This window comes from Streptomyces sp. NBC_00576 (assembly GCF_036345175.1).
Lineage (GTDB): Bacteria > Actinomycetota > Actinomycetes > Streptomycetales > Streptomycetaceae > Streptomyces.
The window spans coordinates 8,535,077-8,560,108 of record NZ_CP107780.1 but is presented as its reverse complement, the minus strand read 5'-3'; the positions used below and the strand labels follow the sequence as shown (position 1 = coordinate 8,560,108).

At 71.2% G+C, this 25,032-nt stretch carries 25 protein-coding genes and 1 pseudogene; 14 read left to right on the top strand and 12 right to left on the bottom strand.

The genetic code is table 11. The features are described from left to right. Positions 1-4: 4 nt before the first annotated feature. On the bottom strand, positions 5-871 hold the full coding sequence (locus OG734_RS37275; protein WP_330291830.1) for an MHYT domain-containing protein: 867 nt from the start codon (positions 869-871) through the stop codon (positions 5-7). Positions 872-1,194: 323 nt separating this feature from the next. Between OG734_RS37275 and OG734_RS37270 the strand changes: the two genes are divergently transcribed. Next, positions 1,195-1,770 carry a methylated-DNA--[protein]-cysteine S-methyltransferase gene (locus OG734_RS37270; RefSeq protein WP_330291829.1) on the top strand — a complete coding sequence of 192 codons (576 nt, stop codon included), beginning with the start codon at positions 1,195-1,197 and terminating at the stop codon, positions 1,768-1,770. Positions 1,771-1,928: 158 nt separating this feature from the next. Beyond that, positions 1,929-3,242: an MFS transporter gene (locus OG734_RS37265; RefSeq protein WP_330291828.1), complete on the top strand. Its 1,314-nt coding sequence runs from the start codon at positions 1,929-1,931 to the stop codon at positions 3,240-3,242. Positions 3,243-3,245: 3 nt separating this feature from the next. Here OG734_RS37265 and OG734_RS37260 read toward each other — a convergent pair whose 3' ends face one another. Further along, a complete protein-coding gene (locus OG734_RS37260; protein WP_330291827.1) occupies positions 3,246-3,674 on the bottom strand; it encodes a VOC family protein in 429 nt (142 codons plus the stop codon). Between the two features lie 101 nt (positions 3,675-3,775). Here OG734_RS37260 and OG734_RS37255 point away from each other — a divergent pair. Next, a pseudogene (locus OG734_RS37255) lies at positions 3,776-3,997 on the top strand (pseudouridine-5'-phosphate glycosidase); the annotation flags it as partial. 114 nt (positions 3,998-4,111) lie between these two features. On the opposite strand, the gene OG734_RS37250 reads toward OG734_RS37255, so the two are convergent. Then, positions 4,112-4,906, bottom strand: coding sequence for a methyltransferase domain-containing protein (locus tag OG734_RS37250; protein WP_330291826.1), 795 nt, complete (start codon positions 4,904-4,906; stop codon positions 4,112-4,114). A 168-nt stretch (positions 4,907-5,074) separates the two neighbouring features. Between OG734_RS37250 and OG734_RS37245 the strand changes: the two genes are divergently transcribed. After that, complete coding sequence (locus OG734_RS37245; protein ID WP_330291825.1) at positions 5,075-6,202, top strand: magnesium and cobalt transport protein CorA; 1,128 nt, start codon at positions 5,075-5,077, stop codon at positions 6,200-6,202. A gap of 85 nt (positions 6,203-6,287) precedes the next feature. Here OG734_RS37245 and OG734_RS37240 read toward each other — a convergent pair whose 3' ends face one another. Continuing rightward, on the bottom strand, positions 6,288-6,716 hold the full coding sequence (locus OG734_RS37240) for a CBS domain-containing protein (RefSeq protein WP_330291824.1): 429 nt from the start codon (positions 6,714-6,716) through the stop codon (positions 6,288-6,290). A gap of 135 nt (positions 6,717-6,851) precedes the next feature. Further along, positions 6,852-7,493, bottom strand: coding sequence for a uridine kinase (locus OG734_RS37235; protein ID WP_330291823.1), 642 nt, complete (start codon positions 7,491-7,493; stop codon positions 6,852-6,854). A 94-nt stretch (positions 7,494-7,587) separates the two neighbouring features. On the opposite strand from OG734_RS37235, the gene OG734_RS37230 reads away from it, so the two are divergent. From OG734_RS37230 to OG734_RS37220, 3 genes are all read left to right on the top strand, one after another. Beyond that, positions 7,588-8,319 (top strand): DUF2293 domain-containing protein, encoded by a 732-nt coding sequence (locus OG734_RS37230; RefSeq protein WP_330291822.1) that lies wholly within the window; start codon positions 7,588-7,590, stop codon positions 8,317-8,319. A gap of 150 nt (positions 8,320-8,469) precedes the next feature. Next, on the top strand, positions 8,470-8,949 hold the full coding sequence (locus OG734_RS37225; protein WP_330293931.1) for an anthrone oxygenase family protein: 480 nt from the start codon (positions 8,470-8,472) through the stop codon (positions 8,947-8,949). Between the two features lie 117 nt (positions 8,950-9,066). Further along, positions 9,067-10,554 carry a glutamate synthase subunit beta gene (locus OG734_RS37220; protein WP_330291821.1) on the top strand — a complete coding sequence of 496 codons (1,488 nt, stop codon included), beginning with the start codon at positions 9,067-9,069 and terminating at the stop codon, positions 10,552-10,554. A gap of 33 nt (positions 10,555-10,587) precedes the next feature. On the opposite strand, the gene OG734_RS37215 is transcribed toward OG734_RS37220, so the two are convergent. Then, positions 10,588-11,094 carry a carboxymuconolactone decarboxylase family protein gene (locus OG734_RS37215; protein WP_330291820.1) on the bottom strand — a complete coding sequence of 169 codons (507 nt, stop codon included), beginning with the start codon at positions 11,092-11,094 and terminating at the stop codon, positions 10,588-10,590. 47 nt (positions 11,095-11,141) lie between these two features. On the opposite strand from OG734_RS37215, the gene pdxR reads away from it, so the two are divergent. From pdxR to OG734_RS37195, 4 genes are all read left to right on the top strand, one after another. Next, the gene (gene pdxR / locus OG734_RS37210) at positions 11,142-12,617 is read left to right on the top strand and encodes a MocR-like pyridoxine biosynthesis transcription factor PdxR (RefSeq protein WP_330291819.1); all 1,476 of its coding nucleotides are present in this window, start codon (positions 11,142-11,144) and stop codon (positions 12,615-12,617) included. Positions 12,618-12,841: 224 nt separating this feature from the next. After that, positions 12,842-15,139 (top strand): PEP/pyruvate-binding domain-containing protein, encoded by a 2,298-nt coding sequence (locus OG734_RS37205; protein WP_330291818.1) that lies wholly within the window; start codon positions 12,842-12,844, stop codon positions 15,137-15,139. Further along, the gene (locus OG734_RS37200; protein WP_330291817.1) at positions 15,136-16,062 is read left to right on the top strand and encodes a hypothetical protein; all 927 of its coding nucleotides are present in this window, start codon (positions 15,136-15,138) and stop codon (positions 16,060-16,062) included. The genes OG734_RS37205 and OG734_RS37200 overlap by 4 nt, the downstream gene beginning before the upstream one ends. 158 nt (positions 16,063-16,220) lie before the next feature. After that, positions 16,221-16,928, top strand: coding sequence for a protein-tyrosine phosphatase family protein (locus tag OG734_RS37195; RefSeq protein ID WP_330291816.1), 708 nt, complete (start codon positions 16,221-16,223; stop codon positions 16,926-16,928). Between the two features lie 75 nt (positions 16,929-17,003). On the opposite strand, the gene OG734_RS37190 is transcribed toward OG734_RS37195, so the two are convergent. The 3 genes from OG734_RS37190 to OG734_RS37180 form a co-directional block, all read right to left on the bottom strand. After that, complete coding sequence (locus OG734_RS37190; RefSeq protein ID WP_330291815.1) at positions 17,004-17,807, bottom strand: SAM-dependent methyltransferase; 804 nt, start codon at positions 17,805-17,807, stop codon at positions 17,004-17,006. 118 nt (positions 17,808-17,925) lie between these two features. Next, the gene (locus OG734_RS37185) at positions 17,926-18,141 is read right to left on the bottom strand and encodes a DUF397 domain-containing protein (RefSeq protein WP_055525969.1); all 216 of its coding nucleotides are present in this window, start codon (positions 18,139-18,141) and stop codon (positions 17,926-17,928) included. A 110-nt stretch (positions 18,142-18,251) separates the two neighbouring features. Further along, the gene (locus OG734_RS37180; RefSeq protein WP_330291814.1) at positions 18,252-19,112 is read right to left on the bottom strand and encodes a helix-turn-helix domain-containing protein; all 861 of its coding nucleotides are present in this window, start codon (positions 19,110-19,112) and stop codon (positions 18,252-18,254) included. 223 nt (positions 19,113-19,335) lie between these two features. Here OG734_RS37180 and OG734_RS37175 point away from each other — a divergent pair, with 223 nt between their 5' ends. Together OG734_RS37175 and OG734_RS37170 are read left to right on the top strand one after the other, a co-directional pair. Continuing rightward, a complete protein-coding gene (locus tag OG734_RS37175; RefSeq protein WP_330291813.1) occupies positions 19,336-20,010 on the top strand; it encodes an ATP-binding protein in 675 nt (224 codons plus the stop codon). Then, positions 20,001-20,453 carry a hypothetical protein gene (locus OG734_RS37170; protein WP_330291812.1) on the top strand — a complete coding sequence of 151 codons (453 nt, stop codon included), beginning with the start codon at positions 20,001-20,003 and terminating at the stop codon, positions 20,451-20,453. The genes OG734_RS37175 and OG734_RS37170 overlap by 10 nt, the downstream gene beginning before the upstream one ends. 31 nt (positions 20,454-20,484) lie before the next feature. On the opposite strand, the gene OG734_RS37165 is transcribed toward OG734_RS37170, so the two are convergent. The 3 genes from OG734_RS37165 to OG734_RS37155 all read right to left on the bottom strand — a co-directional run bounded on the left by OG734_RS37165 (position 20,485) and on the right by OG734_RS37155 (position 24,226). Then, positions 20,485-20,658, bottom strand: coding sequence for a hypothetical protein (locus OG734_RS37165; RefSeq protein WP_330291811.1), 174 nt, complete (start codon positions 20,656-20,658; stop codon positions 20,485-20,487). A gap of 266 nt (positions 20,659-20,924) precedes the next feature. Further along, entirely contained in the window at positions 20,925-22,289 is a 1,365-nt protein-coding gene (locus tag OG734_RS37160) for an amidohydrolase (protein ID WP_330291810.1), read from the bottom strand. A 71-nt stretch (positions 22,290-22,360) separates the two neighbouring features. Next, positions 22,361-24,226, bottom strand: coding sequence for an FUSC family protein (locus OG734_RS37155; protein ID WP_330291809.1), 1,866 nt, complete (start codon positions 24,224-24,226; stop codon positions 22,361-22,363). A gap of 456 nt (positions 24,227-24,682) precedes the next feature. Between OG734_RS37155 and OG734_RS37150 the strand changes: the two genes are divergently transcribed. Further along, entirely contained in the window at positions 24,683-25,027 is a 345-nt protein-coding gene (locus tag OG734_RS37150) for an ATP-binding protein (protein ID WP_330293930.1), read from the top strand. Positions 25,028-25,032: the final 5 nt, after the last annotated feature.

The window sequence follows — 25,032 nt, the reverse complement described above, 5'->3', positions numbered from 1 at the left end:
CTGATCACCGGTTCTGCGGGGTGCGGGAGCTCCGGTGTTCGTGCCGCTGACCGGGACGCAGCGGGGGGCGTCGGCCGGGGTGCGGGACGGCGGGGTGGGCCGGGATGCCGGGCTTGTTCTCGGCGGGGCGCCGGTCGGACTTGCCCATGACCATCAGCGGATCGAACATCACGACGACGCCGGCCAGCAGGAGGAAGGCCAGAGGGCCGATCATCAGGGGGGCGAGCAGGGCTGCGGGCGAGTCTCCCTCCGGGCTCCCGGACGCGGTGTGGACGTGGACCCTCAGGGCGGCCATGCCCGTGTAGTGCATACCGCTGACGGCGAGTCCCATGACGAGGCTGGCGCCCACGCTCCACAGGAAGCCGCGGATCTGTCCGGCCGCCCACAGGGCGGCGGTGGCGGCCACGACGGCTATCACGACCGACGCGGAGACGGTGAGGGTGTTGTACTCCAGCTTCCCGTTGAGGCGCATTCCGGCCATGCCCAGGTAGTGCATGGAGGCGATGCCGAGGCCGGTGATGGTGCCCCCGGTGAACAGTGCGGTTCCGCTCGCGCCCCGGTAGCCGACGATGAAGATCCCGATGCCGACCATGAGGATGGCGACGCCCAGGCTGGCGAAGGTCAGCCACATGTCGTAGTTGACCGGGGTCTCCTTGACGGTGAACCCCATCATCGCCACGAAGTGCATGGTCCATATGCCGGAGCCGATCGCGGCCGAGCCGAGTGCCAGCCACCCTGGTCGCCACGACTGGGCGACCAGCATCGATCTGGTGGTGCAGCGCAGGCCCAGCGCACCGCCCAGGCAGGCCATGAGGTAGGCCACCAGCGGTGTGACGAGTCCGTAGCTGAAACCGTCGACCGTGCCCTGCATGCGCGGCTGCCCTTCCGCCCTGTTGCATCCCGGAATTCCCTGAAATGCCTCCGTGTCCCAGGACCGGCCAGCGGTCAGGGTTGTGGCAGAGAGTATGACTGGCTCCGGAAGGGTCGAACGATTTTCCGGCAAAGAAACACGGCCTTGCCCCACTTGTGCGGCAGGAGTGTGTGGACTCGGGCAACTCCTTTCAATCTGTGTCTGTGTCGCACTTCTTTTCCCGTTGTCCCTCCGCTGTCCATCCGCTGTCACTCATGGACCGTCCGCGCTCGCTCGGGACCGAGCGCCGGGCATTGTCAGTGGTGGGTCGTACGGTGGGTCGCATGGACAGCGATGGGCGGGACGGACGGCAGGACCCGGGGAACCGGCAGAGGGTCGTGTGGGCGGTCGTCGGCACCGGCATCGGCCCGCTGCTGCTGGCCGCGACGCACGAGGGCCTGGTGAACGTGGTGTTCCACGCCACGGAGTCGGTGCGCGAGAAAACTGTCGAGCGGCTCGCTTCCCGGCTGGGCGCGGACCCCGTCGAGGAGCCCGGGTCCCCGCTCCTGGCCGAGGCGATACGCCAGTTCACGGCGTATTTCGCGGGCGAGCGGCACGAGTTCGAGCTGCCGCTCGACTGGTCCCTGATCTCCGGCTTCAACCGCCAGGTACTGCGCGAACTCGCGTCGGGCGTGCCGTACGGCGCGGTCGTCGGATACGGCGACCTGGCCGGCCGGGTCGGCCAGCCGGGCGCGGCCCAGGCGGTGGGCGCGGCGATGGGCGCCAATCCGCTGCCGGTCGTGGTGCCCTGCCATCGGGTCGTGGAGAGCGACGGCGGCCTCGGCGGCTTCGGGGGCGGTCTGGAGACCAAGCGGAAACTGCTCGCGCTCGAAGGGGTGCTGCCCGAGCCGCTGTTCTGAGGGTTTCAGCCGCAGGGCCCGAGGGTTTCATCAGTAGGGAGACCCAGCAGTACGAGGGGGACAGTCCCGTACGGGAAGAGTTCCGTAGGGGGACGCTGTGCGGAAGTAGGGGGGACCGCGCCAGTGACCACATCCTGCGCCCGCGCGGGCGGGCCGCGATGACCGCCGTCGAACGGAGTGTCGGCGCGCCCGATGCAGGCGAACAGCGGGCCGCGCTGCGGCGTCGCGTTTCCGGTGTGCTTGTCGCGAGTCAGATTCTCGGCGGCCTCGGAGTGGCGACCGGGGTCGCGCTCGCTTCCGTACTGGCCCAGCGGATCAGCGGCACCGAGTCGCTGTCCGGGCTCGCGCCCACCGCGATGGTCACGGGCACCGCGCTGGCCTCGCTGCCGCTGGCGGCGCTGATGACCGCGCGCGGGCGGCGGCCCGGACTGGTCCTGGGGTATCTCGTCGGTGCCCTCGGGGCGGGTGTCGTCGTGGTCTCGGCAGTCATCGGCAGCTTTCCGCTGCTGCTGTGCGGCATGGCCGGGTTCGGCGCGGCCTCGTCGGCGAATCTTGGGGCGCGGTTCGCGGCCGCCGATCTCGCCGAGCCGCACAGGCGGGCCCGAGCCATCTCGAACGTCGTGTGGGCGACGACGATAGGGGCGGTCCTCGGACCGAACATCGCCGCGCCCGCGGGGCGCAGTGTGTCCGGACTCGGGATACCCGCGACCGCGGGCCCCTTTCTCTGGGCGGCCGGGATCTTCCTGGTGGCGGCGGTGACGGTGGCCGTCCTGTTGCGCCCCGATCCGCTGCTCACGGCCCGTGCACTCGCCCCGGCGGAGGAGCGGTCGGCCGAGGGCCGGTCCCTGCGGGCCGGTCTCACCGCCGTCGCAGCCTCGCCGCGCGCCCGGCTCGCGCTCGTGACGGTGGCCGTGTGCCACACGGCCATGGTCTCGGTCATGTCGATGACCCCGGTCGCGCTCGGGCACCACGGCGCGAGTATCGATCTGATCGGGCTGGTCATCAGTGGCCACATCGCGGGCATGTACGCGTTCTCGCCGCTCATGGGGCGGTTGTCCGACCGGGTCGGGCGGTTGTCCGGCATCGGTCTCGCCGTGGGGCTGCTGGCCTGCGCCGCGTTCCTCGCGGGCACGGCCGACGGCAGTCACGGCCGCGTCGCGTTGGGGCTCTTCGTCCTGGGGCTGGGCTGGTCGGCCGGGCTGGTCTCCGGGTCCGCCCTCCTCACGGACTCCGTGCCCGAGGCGGCGCGCGCTGCCGCCCAGGGGCTTTCCGACCTCGTCATGAACACCTTGGCGGGCCTCGGCGGGGCAACCGCCGGGCTCGTGATGGCCCAGGCCGGCTATGGGTGGCTCAATCTCGGCGCCGCATGCCTGCTGATACCCGCGGGCGCGCTGGCGTTGTTCACACGCAGCGGCCTACGGCGGGCCCGGGCGGCGGAGGCGAGCGGCCGAGCCGAAGGAGCTGAACGGTGATCCTCATGCGTAGTACCGCACCTCGAAGATGTTGCTGTCGGGGTCACGGAAGTAGAAACTGCGCCGCGCCATGCCACGGGCCCCGTAGGAGTCGTACGAGAAGTCCGAGACGGGTACGTCCCGTTCCCGCAGGCGGCTTCGCAGGGCGTCGAAGGAGTCCGCAGGCAGGGACAGGCATACGTGGTTGACGGGGCGGCCCGCGCTGTCGGCGGACCCGGGGAGCATGTTCATGCGCTCCGCCAGCGAGAACGGCGCGAGGTCGAAGATGGTCTCCTCGTTGAGGCGTACGGAGGGAAACGACACCGTTCCCGCGGCGAATTCGGTGATCCTCAATGGCTCCATGCCGACCGCCTGCTCGTAGAAGTCGGCAGCGGCGAGCGGATCGCGTACCCAGAGGACGACATGGTCGAGACGCATCGAGTTGTCCGTCATGTACCCCAGATTGGTGGCCTCTTCCACTGGCCGCAAGGGTTTGACCACGCGTGACGCTCGCCAGAGATGAGGAAGGCCGAACGACAGGAAGCAGGCACGTGATGCTGGTGGTGTCCGAAGAAGTGCGGGAAGCGGTCGACGCGCGTCGACCCGTGGTGGCCTTGGAGTCCATGATCATCGCGCACGGGCTGCCGCGCCCCCGGAATCTGCAGGTGGCGCTGGAACTCGAGGACGTCGTACGGCAGGAGGGCGCCGTCCCTGCCACGATCGCTGTGCTGGACGGGCGCCCCCATGTCGGCCTGGAGAAGGAGCAGCTGGCGCGTCAGGGACCGACACGACGGCCGCGATCCGCGCGGGCGGTGGAGCGGGTGGGCGGGAGGCCGCCGGTTCTCGGTTGAGGGCCGGTGAGCAGTGCCCTCGACCGCCGTCGCCGGCGGCTACCCCTTGCGTCCCCACGCCGAGATCATCGGTGCCGTGGCCAGGTCCATCCCGCCTGCGGCTACGTTGGCGAGGTGGCGGTCGATGTCCTGGTCCGTGGCGTGGCCTCCGGCGACGAGCCGCTCCCGGATCTGACGGATCGTCGCGGACTCCAGCGCGGCGCAGGCAGGCGAGGTGACGGGGAAGTACGCGTCGGCCTGTACGTTGCTCAGACCGGCCTCGCGCAGCAGCCGCGGGAGTTTGCGGCCGTACGCCAGATCGGCGCCGCTGTCCGCGAGCAGCTGGCGGAAGCTGTGCCGCAGCCGGTTGGCGAGTTGCTGCTCGAGGCCGTGCTCGTCTGGGCAGAGCAGGGGTTGCAGAGCGGGATCGGCGTCCTCGACCAGGAGCCGTCCGCCGGGACGCAGCGACTTGATCATCGAGCGCAACGCCCGTTCCCGGTCCGGCACATGGACGAGGACGAGCCGGGCATGCACGAGGTCGAACCCCTCCCCCGGCGGCTCGGCGACGCCGACATCGTGGACGCGTACCTCGACCGGCGGGCGGGCTGCCGAGGCGACCCACGAGGTGTCGAGGTCGGTCGCGACGACCTTTCCGGTCGGGCCGACCTTCTTGGCCAGCCAGGAGACCACCGAGGTCCCCCCGACGCCGACCTCCCAGCAGCGCCAGCCGGGTCCGACACCGAACCCTTCGAGGTGCCGGAAGGTCGTGGGATCGAAGAGGGCGGCGAAGGCGTCGAAGCGTTGTCCCGCCTCGGTCTGCCGGTTGTCGAGGAGATACCCGTCGGTTCGCGTCATGGCGAGATCATCCCAGTCATCCGCTTTGTTCGGCCGGGTCGACGCTCCCGCACCGCCGAAAGCGAAACGGAACCTTCCGTTCCCACAGGCTTCCCCGGCGTTCACGAAGGGCTGGCAAACTGGCGAGCCAGGCGCAGGGTGCGGACAGTGCGGCGCAAGGAGATCCAGATGTCCATGGCAGGGAATCTGCGCAAGGTCACGAGCCTCGGCAGGGTCGGCGGCCTCCGCAGAGTGGCACGGCTGGCACGGCGGAGCCCGCGTGTCGACCTGAGTCACCACGCCCGGTCGCCGCTGGGCTCCGCGGTCGTGAACTGCGTTGCCTACGAGAACGGCGCCAGGATCCCGGCCGGCCGGGATCTGGTCGATGCCGTGCAGCGGGTCCGCAAGAGCGACGAGGGCTTCGTCTGGCTCGGTCTCCACGAGCCGACGGACCAGGAGTTCGCGGGCATCGCCCAACTCTTCGACCTGCACCCGCTCGCGGTCGAGGACGCGGTCGACGCCCATCAGCGCCCGAAGCTGGAACGGTACGGCGAAACCCTGTTCGCGGTGTTCAAGACGGTCTGCTACGTCGAGCACACCGAACTGACCGCGACGAGCGAGGTGGTGAACACCGGCGAGATCATGGTCTTCCTCGGCCGGGAGTTCGTGATCACGGTACGACACGGACGGCACGGCTCACTGGGCCCGCTGCGGGAGGGTCTCGAAGCCGACCCGCAGCAGCTCGCCAAGGGCCCGGCAGCCGTGCTGCACGCGATCGCGGACCACGTGGTCGACGACTACCTGCACGTCACGGATGCCGTACAGGCAGACATCGACCAGGTCGAGACGGATGTGTTCGCAACGAACGGCGCGCGGGCCGACCCCGGCCGGATCTACCAGCTCAAGCGGGAACTCCTGGAGCTGAAGCGGGCCGTGGCTCCGCTGAACCGGCCGCTGCAGGAACTGGCGACGCGGCCGATAGGGGTGATCGACCCGGAGATACAGGCCTACTTCCGGGACGTCTCCGACCATCAGCTGCGGGCCACGGAGCAGATCGCGGCGTTCGACGAGCTGCTCAACTCGATTCTGCAGGCGCACCTCGCGCAGGTCACGGTCGCGCAGAACGAGGACATGCGCCGGATCACGGCGTGGGCGGCGGTGATCGCCGTACCGACGATGGTCTGTGGTGTCTACGGCATGAATTTCGATCACATGCCGGAGCTGCGTTGGCAGTTCGGCTATCCGTTGGTCATCGGGCTCATATCCGTCATCTGTCTGACGCTGTACCGGAGCTTCCGCCGCAACGGCTGGCTCTGACGCGGCGGACCCCGTCACACTCCTCGCCCGGCACGGACGGCCGGACGAGGGTGGGTGACGGGGTGGTGGGGTCAATGCGGCGGGGTCAACGCATCGTGGTGCTGGCGTAGACGCTCTCGGCCCAGGCCGCGATCTGGTCGTCCGTGAGGTGCCGGGCCAGATCGGCCTCGCTGATCATGCCGACCAGACGCTTGTTGTCGATCACCGGAAGCCGGCGGATCTGGTGGTCCTTCATCTCCTCGAGCACTTCGCTGACGTCGGCGCTCGCCTCGATCCAGCGCGGCGTGCCCTGGGCCATCTCGCCCGCGGTGACCTTGGTCGGGTCGTGGCCCATGGCCACACATCCGACGACGATGTCACGGTCCGTGAGGATGCCGCACAGGCGTTCGTTCTCGTCGCTGATGGGCAGGGCGCCCACGTTGAGCTCGCGCATCATCTGAGCGGCCCGATCGAGGGTCTGATGGGCGGGGATCCACTGGGCGCCGCGATGCATGATTTCTCCGGCGGTGGTCATGAAGTACCTCCCGGTGCCGGACGGCCGGCGCGGCACAGAGGGCACCGCTAGTCCCGGCGCCCTACATTCTCGCCGCGCTCCCGGGGATGCGCACCCGGAAGTCCGCGGTTTGCGGACACCGTGTCCGGGGCCGGGTCAGCCTTTCCACGCAGGGTGCCGCGGGTCGTCCGCGCGTATCAGGACGTCGGCGGCGGTGGCGGGGTCGGTCTCGCTCTCGTAGCGCTCGAAGGCGGGGAGCGTCCAGTGCTCGGTCTCGCGGGTACGGCGGCGCAGGGCGGCCGGGGAGAGGAGGACGTGGACGGTCAGGTCGAACGGGAACCAGTGACGCAGCAGGAAGGGGCCGTGCAGCAACAGGATGCCACCGGGCGGGAGTTGGACGTAGGGACTGCGGGTGGAGCGGTCCGTGAGCGGGTCGCGGAGGTCGGGCAGGACGCGCCCGTCACCGCCGGGTTCGAGGGGGCCGAAGACCTCGCGCCAGAGGGCGCCGGTGTCGGTCCAGCCGTCGTAGTAGGCCTCCACGTCCTCGTGGCCGTACTCCAGCCGGAGGGAGGCGGGGCGCAGGAAGCCGGCGGTGCCGACCGCTAGCGAGGGCCGGCCGTGTATGCGCAGCGCCTCGGCCACGCGTTCGGCGAGGTCTCCCGGGCGGGCCGCCGGGGCTCCGTCGAAGGCGATGCGCGGCCAGGGGCTGCCTTCGTCCGGCTTCAGGTCGAGCACACGTTCGGCGAGGAGGTCGCCGAGCCGGTCCCAGGTGATCGGTTCCAGTCGCACAAGGCCCATGATGCCGGGTGGCCGTGGGTGGGCAGGAGCGAGCACGTGCAAGCAGGTGGGGCCTGTCCGGGAATTCCTGGTCGCCGGCGGGAATCAAGCACCTATGACAAGCCGCGCAACTCCCCCGCTCCGCGCCGGACTTCTCGTCGTGCAGCCGCTCAAACGGCGGCACTGTGCCGAGTGCCGGCGGGGGCCGTTGACGTTGCTCGTGCTGGACGAGGGAGCGCCCCGGTGTCTCGACTGTGCCGATCTCGGGCATCTGGTGTTCCTGCCGAGGGGCAACACCGCGTTGACGCGCAGGTCGCGGGAGGAGAGCGGGCTGTCGGCGGTGGTCGTGCGGTTCAACCGGCGCCAGGGGCGCTACGAGCGACAGGGCGTTCTGGTCGAGGAGGCGGGGCTCGCCCGGGCCGAGGAGCGGTGCCTGGCGGATGCCGAGGCACGGCGACGGCGTCGGACGCGGGACGCGCGGCGGCGGGCCGCGGAGGATCTGCGGTTCACGGAGGCGTTCGCGCGGGAGATTCGCAGGCTGTTTCCGGGGTGCCCGGCGGACCGGGCGGCGGAGATCGCCGCGCACGCCGCGGTGCGGGGCAGTGGGCGGGTGGGGCGGAGCGCGGCGGGGCGGGCGTTGTCCGAGGGAGCGGTGATCTCGGCGGTCGTGGCGTCCGTACGGCATGTGGACACGTCGTACGACCAGTTGCTGATGAGCGGGGTCGCGCGGAACGAAGCCCGGCGGCGGATCGCCGGTGCCGTCGAGGCGAGGCTACGGGGATGGGGGACGGTAGCGGAAGCGACCGCGGGTGCGGACATGAGGGATGGCCGGGCCGAGTCGGCGTGAGTGTGGCGGCAGCCCCCGTGACGTGCTCGCACGCGGTGCCGCCGCCTCCCGTGGACGCTCGTGCATGGCGCCGGGTCGTTCGGCGGTGGGCGTTGTCAGTGGCAGGAGGTTCACTGGTGGGGACGGATGGGGATCGACCTGGGAGTCGGCATGATCGATGGGGCGTACTTCGTACTCGTGGTGCTGGGTGTGCTCGGTACCGGGGTGGTAGCCGGGGTGTTCTGCGGGTTCTCGACCTTCGTGATGAGGGGCCTCGCCGCGCTGCCGCCCGCACAGGGGGTGGCCGCGATGCGAGCGATCAACGTCACCGCGTTGCACCCGCCCTTCATGCTCGTGTTCATCGGATCGACCGCCCTGTGTCTGGTGATCGTCGTGGTCACGTTCGTGGTGTGGCCGGACGAGGGTGCCTTGGAGCTGTTGGTGGGCAGCGCGCTGTATCTGTTCGGCTCGTTCGGGCTCACCATGGGCGCGAACGTGCCGCGCAACAACGCGCTGCTGAAGCTGGAGCCGGAGACGGCGGAAGCCGCCGCGTACTGGCCCGTCTACGTGCGCGAGTGGACCCTGTGGAACCACATACGCACGGTCGCCTCGGGGGCTGCCTCGGTGCTGTATGTCCTGGCCGTCGCCTGAGCCACCGTCCCGCTCGGCATGTGCCGCCGATGAGTCGTATCGTGTCCGGAAGAGAGTGCCGCCCGATGACGCACGGCCCCGTCATGCGTTCGCAGGGAAGACGGCAAGGACACGGTCATGGGCGATCCCAAGGGTTTTCTCACCACAGCACGCCAGAACTGGCCGCGCAGGCCCGTCGAGGAGCGGGTGCGCGACTGGGACGAGGTGTATGTCCCGGGGGCGCTGCTCCCCATCATCAGCAAGCAGGCCGGTCGTTGCATGGACTGCGGTGTCCCGTTCTGCCACGAGGCCTGTCCGCTGGGGAATCTGATCCCCGACTGGAACGACCTGGTCTCCCGGGAGGACTGGCGCGCGGCGAGCGACCGGCTGCACGCCACGAACAACTTCCCGGAGTTCACGGGGAGGTTGTGCCCGGCGCCGTGCGAGGCGGGCTGTGTGCTGGCCATCAACCAGCCCGCGGTCACCATCAAGAACGTCGAGGTGGCCATCGCCGACCGGGCCTGGTCGGACGGCTTCGCACCGCCGAGACCTCCGGACCGGCTGTCGGGGCGTACGGTCGCGGTGATCGGGTCGGGGCCCACCGGGCTCGCCGCGGCCCAGCAGTTGACGCGGGCCGGGCACACCGTCGCCGTGTACGAGAAGGACGACCGGCTCGGCGGGCTGATGCGGTACGGCATCCCCGAGTTCAAGATGGAGAAGCACCATCTGGAGCGGCGCGTCGAGCAGATGCGGGCCGAGGGAACCAAGTTCCGTACGTCGACCGCCGTCGGGCGGGATGTCGGGGCCGCCGAGCTGCGGTCGCGTTACGACGCTGTGGTGCTGGCCGTGGGGGCCACGGCGTGGCGTGATCTGCCGCTTCCCGGGCGGGAGTTGGCCGGTGTTCATCAGGCGATGGAGTATCTGCCGCTGGCCAACCGGGTGTGCCAGGGGGATCTGGCGGTCTCCCCGATGTCCGCCGCCGGGAAGCACGTCGTCATCGTCGGCGGCGGTGACACGGGGGCCGACTGTCTGGGCACCGCGGTGCGTGAAGGGGCCGCCTCCGTCACCCAGTTGGACATCTACGCCCAGCCCGGCGCGGAGCGCGACGAGGACCTGGATCCCTGGCCGACGTACCCGAAGGTCTACCGGCTGTCGGCCGCGCACGAGGAGGCCCGCGACCTGGAGTCGGCGCCCGCAGCGGACGCCGACGCGCGGCTCTTCGCGGCGTCCACGCTCCATTTCTCGGGCGACGCGGACGGGCATGTACGGGAGTTGCATCTGGTCGAGGTGGACTCGGCGCGCCGGCCGGTGCCCGGATCCGGGCGGACGATCCCCGCCGACCTCGTGCTGCTCGCCCTCGGTTTCTCCGGACCCGACCGGGAGGACGGTCTGATAGACCAGCTCGGGCTCGCCCTCGACCCGCGCGGCACGATCGCCCGCGACGCGGACTTCGCGACGAACGTGCCTGGCGTGTACGCGGCGGGGGACGCGGCCCGCGGGCAGTCCCTGATCGTGTGGGCGATCGCGGAGGGGCGGGCGGTCGCGGCGGCCGTGGACCGTCGGCTGACGGGCTCCACGCAGCTGCCGGCGCCCATAGGGCCGTACGACCGGCCGATGACCGTGTAGCCGTCCCCACCCCACCGCCTTGCCGAATCTGGGTCAGCGCTCGTCCGTGCCCGGCGTCTTGCGGGTTGCCAGGGCCACCCGGTTCCAGGTGTTGATGGTGAGGATCAGGGACAGGACCTGGGCCAGTTCCCGCTCGTCGAAGTGGGCAGCGGCCTCGATGTACACGTCGTCCGGGACGCCGGCGTCGGCGACCAGGGTGACCGCCTCCGTGAGGGCCAGCGCCGCCTGTTCCCTCGGGGTGTAGAAGTGGCGGGCCTCGCGCCAGACCGCGACCAGTTGCAGCCGGTCCTCGCTCTCGCCCGCCTTGCGCGCATCGTTCGTGTGCATGTGGAGGCAGTACGCGCAGTGGTTGAGGTGCGAGGCGCGGATCTGGATCAGTTCGACCAGCGCCGGGTCGAGGCCCTCGCGGGCCGCCGCGTCGAAGCCGACGAGGGCGCGGAAGACCTTGGGGGCCGTCTTCGCCAGGTTCAGGCGGGGGTTTTCGGTGACCCCCGAGAGGTTGGCGGTCGTGGGGTTCACGGTGCTCGTGTTCGTCGTCATGACTATGAACCTACGGGCTGGAAAGACCGGCTGTAGGGTTCATTTCTGTGGCAGAAACATGGGTCAATTCCGCCGAGCGCATCGGCGCCGACCTGCACCTGGAAGTGGAGCTGTCGGGGCCCGGCGGGCGGCGCGCCGCCCTGATCCGTACGCTGCGGGACGCCGTCCGCAGCGGCCGGCTCGCGCCCGGCACCCTGTTGCCGCCGTACCGTTCCCTCGCCGCGGATCTCGGCGTGGCCCGCAACACGGTGGCCGACGCGTACGCCGAACTCGTCGCCGAGGGCTGGCTGACCGCCCGCCAGGGGTCGGGCACCCGGGTCGCACAGCGTGCCGAACCGACAGGGGCGGCTTCCCGCGTCCCCGTAAAGGCACCCCCACGCGCGCGTGGGCCACGACACGACCTGCGTCAGGGCCGGCCGGACGCGTCGGAGTTCCCGCGTTCCGCCTGGCTGGCCTCGTACCGGCGGGCGCTCCAGCAGGCACCCAACGAGGCGTTCGGGCCCGGCGACCCGGCCGGCCGGGTCGAACTGCGGGAGGCGCTCACGGAGTACCTGGCACGCGCGCGTGGCGTACGTACCGAGCCCGCGCGCATCGTCATCTGCTCGGGCTTCGCACACGCCCTGCGGCTCCTCTTCGGCGGCACGAGCGGCAGCGGGGGTGCGGACGCGGTACTGCGCGGGCCGTTGGCCATGGAGGCGTACGGACTCGGCTTCCACCGGCAACTGCTGGCCGCGGCCGGGGTACGGACCGTGCCGCTGCCCCTCGACGAGGACGGTGCGCGGGTCGGTCTGCTCGACCGGGAGCGGGCCGTACTGCTCACGCCCGCACACCAGTTCCCGACCGGTGGCCCGCTGCATCCCGAACGCCGCGCGGCCGTGATCGACTGGGCACGCGCGCGTGGCGGGCTGATCCTGGAGGACGACTACGACGGGGAGTTCCGCTACGACCGCCGGCCCGTCGGCGCCCTGCAAGGACTGGACCCTGAGCGGGTGATCCACCTCGGCTCGGTCAGCAAGAGCCTGTCCCCCGCGCTGCGGCTGGGCTGGATGGTGCTTCCGGAGCGGTATGTGGAACCCGTTCTCGCGGTGAAGGGCGAGCGCGAGGGGTGGGCGAGCACGCTCGATCAGCTGGCGCTCGCGGACTTCGTCGGGTCCGGGTCGTACGACCGCCATGTGCGGCGGATGCGACAGCGATACAGGCGCCGTCGTGACCGGCTCGTCGCGGCGCTCGCCGTGCACGCACCGCATGTCGAGGTCACCGGTGTCGCGGCCGGGCTGCACGCGGTGCTACGGCTGCCGCCCGGGACGGAGAGGTCGGCGGTGAAGGCGGCCGCCTGGCGGGGAATCGCCCTCGACGGTCTCGCCGAGTTCCGGCATCCAGAGTTCCACGACCCGGAAAATGACCCGGCGAAGGGTCAGGGGTCGATCGCGCCCGACGGGCTCGTCGTGGGGTACGCGGCACCCTCCGAGCACGCGTACGGGGCAGCGCTGGAGGCCCTCTGCCAGGTACTTCCCCTGGAATGAGGCAGCGCGACAACGCGAACGGCCAGCCCATGGTTGCTCTGCGTGACCTTGTTCACGGCTGACCGGAAACCGGCTTCCAGCTGGGTGGAATGCGGTCGGCGGTGGGATCATTGAGCGCAGGAGACGGGTCCCACGGGCCCGCCGCCGATCCCTCGTTCTGCCGTCAGGCGCAGGGCCACCCCTCCGCGTCCCCCCTGTTGGCGGTCGGACCTGGAGGGTGCTCTATGACGACGCTCGATGAACGGCACGGCGAAGGTCCACGCGACGGGGACGACCCCCGCGGCGGGCCGGTCCTGAACGCGGTGGCGGCACCCGGCCGCCCCACGGCCGGGGCACACGGCAGGGAAGCCGTCCCCCTGGACCAGCCCGACGCCGCAGTTCCCCTGCTCGCCGGTTCCAAGGCGGCGAACCTCGCCCGCGCGGTCGGCGCCGGACTGCCGGTACTGCCCGGATTCGTCATAACGCATCCCGTCACCAACCCCGAGGCCCACGCTCCGGCCGGCGACCTGTCCGACATCCCGGCCGGCAGCTGGCCCGCGCTGCGCCACGCCTGGGACACGCTCTCCGACGGCGGTGAGCGCCCGCTCGTCGTCCGGTCGTCCTCACCCCAGGAGGACACCCAGGAGTCGTCCCTGGCGGGCCGGTTCGCGTCCGTGCTCGACGTACGCGGCTGGGCCGACTTCCGCACGGCGGTACGGACCGTGCTCGACTCGGCACACCGCCCCGACCAACCGCCCGCCCCGATGGCGGTGTTGGTCCAGCCGATGCTGACCGCGCGCGTGGGAGGGGTGGTGTTCGGCGCCGATCCCGTGGAGGGGCGTGCCGACCGGATGCTGGTGAGCGCGGTGCGCGGCGGCCCCGACAGTCTGGTCAGCGGGGAACAGGCCGGGACCAACTACTGGCTGAGCCTCCGGGGTCGCATGCTGCGCACGGAACCGGCTGACGCCGAACCGCTCCTCGGCGCCTTCGAACTCCGCCGGCTGGCCCGCCTCGCGCGGCGCGCCCGCGAGGTCTTCGACGGGCCGCAGGACATCGAGTTCGGGTTCGACGACCACGGACAGCTGTGGCTGTTCCAGAGCCGCCCGATCACCGCGATGGCCGCCCGGCCGCCGCACGGGGCCCGGCTGCTGGGCCCCGGGCCGGTCGCGGAGACCCTGCCGGATCAGCTGGAACCGCTGGAGGAGGACCTGTGGGTGGCCCCGATGGCCCGCGGGCTGGCTGCCGCACTCGACATCGGAGGTATGGCGCCCCGGCACCGACTGCGTGCCCTTCCGGTGGTCACGGCGGTCGGCGGACGGGCCGCCGCGGACCTGCGGCTGCTCGGCGCCGCCCCACCCCGGCACCGCTGGCTCGCGCTGCTCAACCCGGCGCCGGGCGGGCGCAGGCTCGCCGCCGCCTGGCGGACGGGGCGGCTGGCCTCGGCGCTGCCCGGGCTCGCCGTCGACCTCGTGGCGGACGTCGACCGCCGGCTGGCCGAGACCCCGCCGCCCGCCGACATCCCGTCGACCGGACTGGCGTCCACCCTGCGCTGGACGCGTACGACACTGGTCGCGCTGCACGCCCAGGAGGCGCTGGCCGGCGCGCTGCTGCACGAGAGCCCGGCGAACAGGGCCGGCAGCAGCCGTACGGCGGCCGGTGCCGCCCTCACCGCGCTGGCGGACGCCCGCGCTCAGGGGCTGCCCGACGAGCTCGCCGTGACCGCCGAGCCGGTGGTCCTGGCCCTGACGGCACCGAGCCTGCGGGGACGGATCCGACTTCCGGTGTCGGCGGCGCAGGAGGGCGGCCCGGACAGCACGGGCGGTTCCCCGCGCGCGGGGAACCGTCCCGCCCCAAACCCAGACCGGCGCGCGGCGACCGCCGTACGCCCGTTCCGGCATCCCGTCGGCAAGTCGGCCGCCACCGCCCCCATGCTCCCGCCTCGCGAGGCGCTGCGGCTTCGTGTCCGCTGGGTGCAGGAGTTGCAGGTGCGGCTCGTGCGGGAGGGGGCGCGCAGGCTGGTCGTGCGCGGGGGGCTGGACGACGGTGCACGGGTCGGGTTGCTGCGGTGGCCGGAGTTCATGACCGCGCTGGAGGGTGGGCCGCTGCCCCTGGACGTGCGGGAGAGGCAGCCGCTCCCCGTCTCCGCCCCGCTGCCGGATGCCTTCCGGGTCGCCGAGGACGGGACGGTGGTCGCCGAGCGGAGCGCCGACCCTACGGGCGGCGGCGGCCGGGGCGTGTCCGGCGGGCGGGCCGCCGGGACCGTCTGGGACGGCACCGGTACGCCACCGGCGGACGCGGTGCTCGTCGTCCGCACCCTTGATCCCGCCCTCGCCCCGCTGTTGCCCGGGCTCACCGGTCTGGTCGCGCAGACGGGCAGTCCGCTGTCCCATCTCGCCGTGCTGGCAAGGGAGTTCGGGCTGCCCGCGGTCGTCGGAGTGACGGACGCCGTGAGCCGGTTCCCGCCGGGCACGCGCCTCACGGTCGACGGCACCACCGGCGACGTACGCACCGGGGTCGAGACCGGAGCGGAGGCCGGACGATGAGACGCATCGCATACGTTTTCGGATGGCTGGCCGCAGCCGGGGCAGGTACCTACGTCGTCATCTATCTCTACCGGTGGCAGTGGCAGCGGGCCGTCCTGTGCGGGGTGCTGCTGCTCGTCGTCGAGGTGATGCTGCTCGGGATCACGCTGATCGGGCGGCTCTCACGGATCGAGGAGCGGGTCCGCGAGACCCAGGACCAGGTGCGTGAGAACGGCCTCAGACAGCAGGACGTCCTGGCCCGGCTGCGTGAGGCGCCGGTACGGCAGAGTGCCGGGCGGTTCCGCTGGCTGGACGAACCCGCCGAACGTACGTACGTCTTCGTGCCCGTACTCATGGTCACCGGTGTACTGCTGTCCGGGCTCGCCTGGGTGGTGCAGCGGGTCGCGACGGTCACCGCCAAACCTGCCGAGCGGCGCCTCGCCGGACGTCTGGCCGTCCTGGCCGGGCCCGATCCGGCCGCCGACACCGACCTGGAGGACCTGCCCCCGGTAGGCGGCCGGCGCTCACCGGGCCAGGTCGCGCGGGCGACAGCCGTCGGCGCCGTCGGGGTCGCCCTGCTCGGCGCACTCGTCGTCGGGCTCGCCGACCTCACCGAGACCCGCGAGGAGAAGAGGAACGACAGCGCGGCGACCTCCATCCTCGTCCAGATCGATCTGCGCGGCAGCGGCAGCCTCATCTCGGACGAACGGCGCTCCCTCGCCGCACACCAGGTCTGGGAACAGTGCCGGGACTCCACCTCCGTGCCGCTCAATCGCGCGACCCTCGGTGACCTCGGCGACGGCGTCTTCGCCGGCGTGGTCCAGCCTGCGCTCACCGAGCACGACCGGACGCGGCTGCGCGGCTGCCTGGAGGACGCCACCATCGACCGCGCCCACCTCACGGTCGTGGGCATCGGGGACGCGGACGCCGACGAGGACGGCTGAAAATGCCGCGATCAGCCCAAATTGGCACATAACTATAAAAAGAGACGTAAGTCACGTAAAGGCTTTACTGTCAGCAGCCCGGGATACGATGCAAAAGCGCTCTCGCCCCCAGCACGAACGTACGAACGCGCCCCCGCCTCCAACGTCTCGGGTCATTCATGGCTGTCATCACCGCTCCCCCGCCCCCACTGCCGCTGCTGCCCACCCGCCGTGTGGTCCGCCGGATCCTGAGGATCCTCGGCAGAGTCGCCATCGGCTATCTCGCACTGTGGGCCACCGGCGCGCTCGGCATCCTGGCGGTGTCGCACTGGGTCGGCGAGGAGACACCGGCGCCGGCGGGAACCCATACGGTCCAGGGCGTCCACCACTTCCAACGCGTGGACAGCCAGGGGCTGTTGTGGCGCGGAGCCGCGCCCTCACCGGCCGGTTACGGGGCACTGGCGAGTCTCGGCATCACCACCGTCGTCGATCTGCGCGCCGAGGACCTGAGCGCGGCCCAGCTCGCCGAACCGGGCAAGGCCGGGCTGAACGTCGTACGCCTGCCGATCCGTGACGGGCAGACGCCCACGGCGCGGCAGGTGCAGCGATTCCTCGACGTCGTCGCTTCGTCGTCCGGGCCGGTGTTCGTGCACTGCGGCGCCGGCGTGGGCCGTACGGGGACGATGGCGGCGGCGTATCTCGTCCAGGCCGACAAGCAGTCACCGTCGGCCGCGGTCCGAGCCAATCTCGCGGTCGGACCGCCCTCGATCGAGCAGATCTACTACGGGCTGAGTCTCGGCAAGGAGAAGGCGGAGCAGCCGCCGCTCGCCGTGGTCGCGGTCAGCCGGCTGGTGGACGCGCCGCGGCGCATGTTGACATGGCTGTGAACCCGCAGGCCTCGCACCCCGAGACCGCCGCGAACCCGTAAGCCGTGACAGCCGAAGCCGACCCGTACGTCCGCGTCAGGACGTGCGGCCCACCGCCCCGTACCCCGGAATCACCCCGTCCTCCTGGCCCGGGACCGGTTCTCCCAGCTCCGGATGCCACTTGTCGACCACCTCGACGCCGGGCTCGACCAGGTCGAGGCCGTCGAAGAAGCGGGCGAACTCCGTGCGAGATCGCAGAGCGAGGGTGACACCGGCGGCCTTGAGCTTCTCCGTCGCGGCCGCCGACTCCTCCGGGGAGAAGTCGGCGGTCGCGTGGGTCATCATCAGGTAGCTGCCGGCCGGCAGCGCGGCCAGCAGCCGGCCGACCAGGTCGTGCGCGCCGTCCTCGTCGGAGATGAAGTGCAGCAGGGCGACGAGGGAGAGCGCGACGGGCCGGTCGAAGTCCAGGACCTTCCTCGCGCCCTCGATGATGGCGTCCGGGTCGCGCACATCGGCCTGGAGGTACTCGGTGACGCCCTCCTCAGAACCGCGCAGCAGGGCCGCCGCGTGAACCAGCACGATGGGGTCGTTGTCGCAGTAGACGACCCGCGCGTCGGGCGCGATGCCCTGGGCGATCTGGTGGAGGTTCGGCTCGGTCGGGATACCGGTGCCGACGTCCAGGAACTGCCGGACGCCGTGGCCGGCCAGCCAGCGCGTGGCACGCTGCATGAAGGCGCGGTTGACCTTCGCCATCACCGGGACGCGCGCGTCGAGGGCGAGCATCTGCCGCCCCATCGCCTCGTCGACGGGGTAGTTGTCCTTGCCACCCAGGTACCAGTCGTACATCCGCGCGGGATGAGGCTTGCTGGTGTCGATCTCGATGGGGTGCTGCCCGGTCATGACGAACTCCGTGAGTCTCTTCGGTGTCTGGCGTGGCAAGGGATCAACTGAGCACCAAATTAAGGGAATTGGCTGAACGCAACGGAACCGATGACCCATGATCGGCCGGAACCGGACCTCAGGAGAGCAGGAAGTCGGCCTCCCCGGCCTTAGCACCCTCGATGAAGGCGAGCATCTCGGCCGTGGTGTAGATCAGCGCCGGACCGTCCGGGTCGGTGGACTGACGGACGGCGATCCGGCCGTCGGCGAGCTTCATCGCCTCCAGGCAGTTGCCGCCGTTGCCGCCGCTCCACGGCTTGTGCCAGCCCTCACTGCCCAGCTCACCGGCGGGCATTCCGTTGTAGATACGGGCGCTCGCCCGCTCGGCGACCCGTTCAGTGGTCAGCTCATTGATTCGCTCGTGGCGCATCCGGGCCTTGGACGTCATGCGATCCATGCAGATATTCAGAGCTCCTTGCGGAGATCCCGGAGGATCTCCTTCGTGCGATGTGCTGTAGCGGACTGAGCCGCCATGCGGTCCATGACCTCCAGGTGGGTGGCCACCTCGGTGCGCGAATCCAGATAGATGGCGCCGGTCAGGTACTCGCTGTAGACCATGTCCGGGAGTTCCGGCACGGCAAAACGGAAGAGCACGAAGGGCCCGTACGTGCCCGGGTGCGGCCCCGAGGAGAAGGGGGCGACCTGGATCGTCACGTTGGGCAGGTTCGTGGCTTCGAGCAGTCTGTCGATCTGCGCACGCATCACCTCCGGGCCGCCCACCGGGCGACGCAGGACGGTCTCGTCCATCACGACCCACAGCCGGGGCGCACCCTCACGGGTGAGCAGTCCCTGGCGTTCCATGCGCAGCGCGACATGGCGCTCGATGTCCTCGGGTCTGGTCTGGCCGATGGCGCCCGATTTCAGGACACCAATGGCGTACTCCTCGGTCTGCAGCAGTCCGGGGACGAAGTGGGGCTCGTACTGGCGGATGAGGCTCGCCGCGCCCTCCAGGCTGACGTGCATGGAGAACCAGCCGGGCAGCACGTCGTGGAACCGCTGCCACCACCCGGGCTGATTGGCGTCCTCGGCCAGTTGGACGAACGCGTCGGCTTCCTCGTCCGAGACGCCGTACGACTTCAGGAGAAGCTGGAGGTACGGGATCTTGAGCGTGACCTCGGCCATCTCCATACGGCGGACGGTGGCGGGGGCTACCCGGAGGATGCGTGCGGCCTCCTCGCGCCGCAGGCCCGCACGCTCCCGCAGGTCCAGCAGACGCCGGCCGAGGACGACCTGTCCGACCGTCGGCGCGGACCGCGGTTCGCTCACGCTCCACCTCCATCGAGCACCGGCGCGCGCCGGTGAAGATTCCTGACAGCCCGGCGGCGCCACCGGGAATCCGTTCGAAGGCTTATTCGAAAACCTGCCGAAAGTCCCAACTGGCGCCGCTCCGCGTGCTGTTGCGAGCAGTGTGCCACGCCGTTCCACTCCGTCACACCGCACTCTGCAATTTTCAGAGTGACACTTGCCAAGTGTTCACGGCGGGGAGATAGTGGCAAGCGTGATTCCGTCCCCGCCCTTAGGAACAGACGCCGCCGCGGACCGCTCCGGTCCCGGGGCCGCAGCCGCGCTGCGCCCCGGTACGGCGGCCGAGCGCCGGTTCCGCTTCGAGCTGGCCGCCCATCCGGGCTCGCCCGCGCAGGCCCGCCGCCTGACGCGCGCCAGGCTCACGGGCTGGTCGGTCTGCGAGGACACCTGTGACACGGCGGCCCTGGTCGTCACCGAGCTGGTCACCAACGCCATCGTGCACACCGCGAGCAGCCACATAGTCTGCGAGCTGCACGACGGTGACGAGCTGGTGCGCATAGCGGTGCGTGACGAGGGCTGTGCGCCCGGCGTGCCCCACCAGTCGCCGCAGCGCCCCGATGACGAGCAGGGAAGGGGACTACTGCTCGTCGAAGCCATGTGCAGGGCCTGGGGCGCCCAGGAACACGGTCCCGGCCTGCTGGTCTGGGCGGAACTCGCCCGGGCGGCCGATGCGGGCGCCGGCGGCATCGCTGCCCGCGGTGACCTCGGCTGGGGCGCGCCACCACCCCGCCCCGGCACGGCCGGCGACCCGGAACCGGAGCCCGCCGACGACACGCAGGCGCATAACGGACACCACGGGCGCCACAGGTTCCAAGGGCACGCGACAACGGGGACGGGGACAGAGGCCGAATGGGTGTAAGGGGTTCGTCCACGGGGGGCCGGGTCGTCAGCATGGACACGCTGGTGCGCGTGAAGCGAGGCCTGCACAGTCCGCCCCGTCCGGAAACTCCCCTGCGCCTGCCCATACCGGACGGCATGACCGCCCCCCTGGGCTGCGACGCGGTGGCGGTACCCGCCCGCTTCGGCCCCCAGATACTCCCCCGGCTACCGCGTGTGGGCTGTGTGTACGCGGACGCGGGTCACTGGTGGTGGCTCGTCCCCGCCGACTCCGACTACGCCCTGGAGTGGCCGGCCCCGGCGCACTACACCACGGGAGCGGTGGTCCTCGACGCCCCGCACATCCCGCCCCTCCTGCACCGCCCGCACGACACCCTCCCGTACACCCCGCCGATACCGCTCTACCTCGCCCTGTGCCAGGTGACGGGGACGATTCCTACGTGGTCGAGGCCGATCAGCGCCTGAGGGCCCTCCCCCGAAGGGCCCGGCGACCGCCTCACTCCCCCACGACCCCGCCCCGGACGATCACGAGGAACGTGTCCGTCGCGAGGTCCATGACGACCTCCGCGGCCTGACCCTCAAGCCGCCGTGCCTGCGCGAACTCCTCCGCGGGCCAGGAACCGCGGGGTCCGCCGGCGGGAAAGCGTTCGAGCACCTTTCGCCCGTTCACCCTGCACCTCCATGTAGCGCTGATCTCATAGACTTAAACGCTCATCATGGGGAAAGGGCCTCGCCAAGTGACCGTACTGAGACGTAGTTGACACTCGTTCACCGCCAGATGTGAGGATGAACTCACCCTGTTACATCCCCTACACCCCCTTTGTAACCTCCCGTATCAGTCGTTGTACGCGTCGTGATGGCGCACGCGCTCGCTGCCCGGGGCGCCCCCACGGGGGTGAGCTCGCGGCAACGCCTCTCATCGGCGGCGGGGAAACTTCAGGTGTCGTACTCCTGGATCCGCCTGCCGTGGCTCCGGTCGACGAGCGCGGGCAGCCGCTCCGCCAGCTCCCGGACGATGCCCGGCACGTCCAGGGTCAGCAGCTCGCGGTCGCGCATGAGGACGCGGCCGTCGACGATCGTCGTACGGACGTCCGAGGAGCGGGCGCTGTGGACAAGGGTGGCGGCGAGGTCGTGCACGGGCTGGGTGTGCGGCCCGGTGAGGTCGACGAGGATGATGTCGGCCTTCCGGCCGGGCGCCAGGCTGCCGATCCGCTCGCCGAGTCCCACCGCCCGTGCGCTCTGCGACGTGGCGTGGTGCAGGGCCTGACGGGAGGTCAGCCAGCGGGGGTCGCCCTCGGTCGACTTCTGGATCAGCGAGGTGAGCGCCATGGACTCCCACACGTCGAGCGAGCTGTTGGAAGCGGCGCCGTCGGTGGCGAGCCCGACAGGGACGCCGATCTCGCGCAGGGCGCGTACCGGAGTGGTGGTGGGCCAGGCGAACCTGAGGTATCCGCGGGGCGCGGTCGCCACGGCCGTACGTCCGCCCGTGCGCTCCAGGACGGGGAGGTCGCGCTCGATGATGCCGGTGCCGTGCGCGATGAGGACGTCGAGGTCACCGGTCAGGATGCCGGTGCGGGCCAGGACCTCGATCGGGGTGAGGCCGTGCCGGGCGAGACTGGTGTCGGTCTGGTCGCGGTTCTCGGCGGCGTGGATGTGCAGGGGCAGGCCGTGTTCGCGGGCGAGGTCGGCGGTGGCGGCGAGGTCGGCGTCGTCGACGGTGTACGGGGCGTGCGGGGCGAGGGTGGTGGTGATGCGGCCGTCTGCGCCGCCCCGGTGGCGCAGCGCGAACTCCAGCGACTTCTCCCGCCCTTGGGGCCCCTGCGAGGAGAAGTACGCCTCCCCCAGGTGCGCCCGGATCCCGCACTCCTCGACCACCGCGGCGACGGTGTCCATCGAGAAGTAGTGGTCGGCGAAGCAGGTGACACCGCCACGGATCATCTCGGCACAGGCGAGCCGCGCGCCCAACTCCACGTCGATGCCGGTGAGGTTGGACTCGATCGGCCACACGACGTCGTTGAACCACTCCGCGGTGGGCAGGTCCTCGGCGACCCCGCGCAGCGCGACCATCGGGGCGTGCGTATGGCAGTTGATGAGCCCCGGCATGGCCAACTGCCCGCGCGCGTCGATGCGTTCGACGGCATCCGGGATATCGACGTCCACGCCGATCGCCTCGATGATCCCTCCGCGTACGACGATCGAGGCGTCCTCGGCGAACTCGATCCCCTCGCCGGCGTCAGGGTGGAGGAGGGCGGCACAACCGGTGATGACGAGATCCGCGGGAGCAGCGGGAGAAGGCGTCATACGGCCACCGTACGACGTGCTCGTACCGGCGGGCGGCGCGAACCTCGAGAACGGGCAGGCACCGGCCGACGTCAACCGGCGAGCGGCGTCTCGCCCGTCTTCGGGACCCGCATCCGCAGGCCGGCGCGCTCACGCCGCTCGGCGAGTTCGTCCAGTAGCTCGGTGAGGTGTTCGGTGTGCCGGCGGGTGAGGCGTCCCGTGTCGTCGAGGTGCACGGCGCAGGCGGTCGCTGTGTCAACAAGTCGTTCGAGGGTGGCGGCGACCTCCTCCGTCCCCTCGGTGTGCCGTGCCAGGGCGGGCAGTTCGGCCGCGGAGTGCGCGATGGCCGTACGGGCCTCGGCGAGCGCACGATACGCCTCGCGGCGCAGCATCCAGCGCGCGTGCCGGTCGTCCGAGCCGCTCATCACATGCTGGAGGTACACCTGCGCGGCCTCGGCGGCCCGCGCCAGTCGCGCCCGTACGCCCCCGCCGCGCTGCCCGGGCATCGGCAGATGCCCGACGATGAGTACGAGGGCACAGGCGACCAGAGTCTCGAGGATCCGGCTCCACGAGGCCTGGGGCTCTCCGCCCACCATCACGAGGGCGAGCACGAGCACCGTGACGACAGCGGTCTGGGCGGCGAAGTGCCGGGTGGCGACCGGGATGAGCGCGCCACTCACTGCGACGAGCGCGACGAGCCCCTCGGGCCGGGGCAGTACGGCGGCGAGCCCGGCGAAGACGACGGCCCCGAGCACCGTCCCCGCCGCTCGGCACAGGACGCGCGAGACGAGCGGTCCGAGGTCGGGCTTGACGAGGAAGACGGCGGTGGCCGGGATCCAGTACCAGTGGGCGTGGTGGGTCGCCTGCGCGACGGCCGCACCGGCTCCGAAACAGAGCGCCACCCGCAGTCCGTACTCGCGCCCACCGGAGTCGACGGCGGTGCGCAGGAGGGCCGCGACGGTACGGCGCCGCGTGTGCAGGTCATCCGTGTCGGCGCCCCGGTCGAAGGCGTCGGCGGCGTGCAGCAGCGCGTCGTCGAGGGCGCGCAGCCCCGGCGCGGAACGGGCGGGGGCGGGCAGCGGCCCGGTGTGCGTGTTGGTCCTTACGGCGGCGGCGAGGCGCCGAGGCCCTTCCGCCACGCGCGCGTGGAGGGCGTCCCCGGTCCAGGCGAGGGCGGTCGCGGCCTCGGCGAGGGGCAACGCGGCGGCGTACTGGGTGCGCAGCCGTCGCTCGTCCGCGGAACTGGCGTACTGGCGGAGCCGGGGTCCGCCGAGCGCGTCCTGGGCGTGGTCGAGAGCTGCGGTGAGGGCGACGCGCCGAGCGCCGGCCTCGTCCGTACCGGCGGCGTCGAGGAGGTGGGCGACGGCGTCGTACACGGCGGCGACGGCGGCGCGTTCCCCGTCGAAGCGGAAGTCACCGGCGGTGGCACCGGGCGTGGGCAGCGCGAGCCGCAGGGCGACCAGCCAGCCGGCGCCCGCGACGAAGAACAGCGCCCGTTGCCAGCCCGGCTCGGGCAACGGCATCCCGGCCCCGATGGCGGCGGCGACGAGCAGCTGCGTACCGGCGCCGGACGCGACGGGCCCGATGGCGCTGATGCCGCCCGCGAGGAGTCCGAGAACGGTGAGGAGAAGGGTCAGCGGCACGGCTGTGAACTGCTGTCCGGCGTACGTCCCGACGACCAGCCCGACGGCCCCTGCGGCCGCGGGCACGCCGAGCCGCCTGACGGAGGAACGCCGACTGCCAGGCCGGTCGTTGATCCCGGCGAGCATGGCACCCAGCGCGGCGACGACGCCGAGGGAGGTGCGGTCGGTGAGCACGCCGGCCAGCAGCAGCGGTCCGGCGGCCAGCGCACCTCGGATGACCGCGTTCCACGGAACGGGCCCTCTTTGGGCGCGCAGCGCGTGGGCGAGCCAGGGCGGCAGGGCGAAACGCGGGCGCGTGCTGCTGGGGCGGGACACAGAGCTCCTGTCGGGCGAGGGCGGGGGTGCGATGCCTTCGGGCGACGTCGGCCGGGCGGTGGTGTCCACGGTAGATCGGGGCGGTGGAGGAGATGGGCCGCAAGTATTTCGGGGATGTGACGGTTCGCGGGAAACCGGCGTTCTTTATGAACGCAATCGTGTGAGAACCCGCTGGCGAAGCCGGTGGAGGGCGCTGTCATCGGCGCTTCCCTTCTCGAAGGAGCCCAGGGTCCCCTGCCGAAGCAACAGTGACTGGGACGCGCTCGTTCCTCCGGAACTGGACGAGACATAGGTACCCGTGACCAACTACGTACGGACGTCTGACGAGGCGATGTATCTCGCGAACCAGGACTCCTGGGATGGGTAGGCCGTCTACCTCGTACTTCCGACCGGCCTGGCGGAGGATGATCCCCTTCAACACCAGCCCCAGCCTGCAAGCCGCCCTCATCCCGACGTCTGGTCTCCCACCGCCTGAACGAATGGGGCTACCCCTACACGACCCCCACCAACGAGACCCTGACCCTCATCGCGGCCGAACTCACCGCGAACGCCGTCCGCCACGGCCACGTCCCCGGCCGCGACTTCCACCTCCGTCTCACCCTCGGACCGAACGGGACCGTCTTCCGCGTAGAGGTCACCGACACCCGCGCCGAGAGTCAGCCCACAACCACCCACCAGGTTCCCGACGGTGACACCGAGTCCGGCCGGGGTCTCCTCCTCGTCGACGCGCCGCCCCCGGCAAGACCGTATGGGCCGAGTCGCATCTCTCCGCACCAGTCACCGCCTCCACCAGGTTCGTGAAATAC